A 1,725-nucleotide genomic window follows, 5' to 3' on the forward strand; every position below is an offset into this window, starting at 1 on the left:
AACTGGCAGCTTTCTGGATCCTTTGAGATATAAAGCTTGCAGCTTGGCAAGGTACTCGATGGCAGGATGCTCGCCGGTGGCCTGCCAGGGCAGCTTTGCAATGGCGACGAGCAACGACCGCACGGGGCGAATTCCATCAATCAATCCCTCGCGGACCAGGGAGGCCCTGCTCGGTGGTTTGCGTTTCTGGGTTTCGGTGATCAAGGCTTCAAGACGGGCACGCAACTCAGCATCTGGCACCGCACCTTGCGCGCTCAAGGCAACAAGTTCGCCGAGCAGCGTTTTGTACATTGCGGCCCAATTGACGGTAGCGGGGACATCGGCGGCAGCCTGACGCCACAGATCGGCGATCCGGCGCTGCACCATAAGGATCAACTGGTCTGTGGTGGTGAACAGGCAATACCGAAGAAAGCATGCGACCTCCACGGTGCGCGCTGGCTCTTTGATCTTGGCTCCGGCTGAGGGCGGCCTGGAGACAAGTCGGCGCGCGTAGCGGCGCAAGATGAGATCGGGGATGTCTGCCAGGTGCTTATGAACGTCCAGCGTGTAAAGCAGGTCGATGCGCTCCAGTACCTCGCTGATTTGGCGGGTTGAGTGTTTCGCCGGTGCAGCCCATAGCCAACTCTGCTGGGTTTGTCCATCTGGGCGCAGCTCTGAAACTGAGGCTCGCCAGCGATCAAGTGTTGCTGGATCAACGCTGGCGGCGATGGCGGTGCCTGTTTCAACTTCAAGCTGGGCAAGTGCCGCCGCAATCAGTGTCCGAATTGCCCGCTCGTGCACGATCACCAGCTTGTTCTTGTACAGCCATTGACGCGCCCGCACGAGTAGCTGATCGCGGTCGGCGCAGCGCGCCACTTCGTCGCGCAGTTCACGTACCAGTGAGCGGCGCTGGTGCTCGCTCATCCACTGGAATCCAAGGACCGTGCAGGCTACTTGTTGGTGATCGAATAGCGTGCGCCCGCGTTCATACATGGCTCTCAGCGAGGCGACTTCTGGTGCTGCAATGCCAAGCTCGTTGCCAAGGTGGCGCCACAAGGCTACTGGAATTACCCGAAAGGCACCGAGCAAACGCCCACTCATGCGCAGGAAACCAATATGGAGCGCCAGACCAAGCTTGTGGGAATCACCTCGGCGTGCATTGATTGCGTCGCGCTCGGCACCATCGAAGGTGAAAAATGCCTTCATCTCGAAGTCGCTGATATCGCGGGGGAGCCCACGCATCCCCAAAAACGTTGTGTGCCAACCCTGCATCGTGAACCTCAAAAGTGGGAGGCCACCATACCCGTTTACAAAGCGAACAGGAAAGTCAATGAAATCAACGGTCTACCCAGACCACCCCCGCGCCAGTGCTAGCTTTGCGTACCGTCACTTATTGCACTGAAAACGAGGAGACCCCGCCATGGCCAAAATGCGCAAGGTCACCACCGTTCGCGGCTACGGTGCCTTTGTCGGCGCCAACCACCTCGAAGTGGAAGAAACCACCGGCACGGGCCAGGAGAAGACGGGCACCAAGAAGGTCATCGCCTTCAAGCGCGCCATCATCGCCGCTGGCAGCCAGGCCGTGCGCCTGCCGTTCATGCCCAACGACCCGCGCGTGGTCGATTCCACCGGCGCGCTGGCGCTCAGCGGCGTGCCCAAACGCATGCTCATCCTGGGTGGCGGCATCATCGGCCTGGAAATGGGCACGGTGTACAGCACCCTGGGCGCACGCCTGGATGTGGTGGA

1 protein-coding gene and 1 pseudogene are annotated in these 1,725 nt (G+C 60.2%); one reads left to right on the forward strand and one right to left on the reverse strand.

The features are described from left to right. Positions 1–1,251, reverse strand: a pseudogene (locus ACWRN3_RS22810) (Tn3-like element IS1071 family transposase); the annotation flags it as partial. A 148-nt stretch (positions 1,252–1,399) separates the two neighbouring features. On the opposite strand from ACWRN3_RS22810, the gene ACWRN3_RS22815 reads away from it, so the two are divergent. Then, positions 1,400–1,725, forward strand: a 326-nt coding sequence (locus tag ACWRN3_RS22815) for an FAD-dependent oxidoreductase (RefSeq protein ID WP_476742023.1), incomplete at its 3' end; no start/stop codon positions are given.

This window comes from Pseudarthrobacter sp. rb, assembly GCF_056389225.1.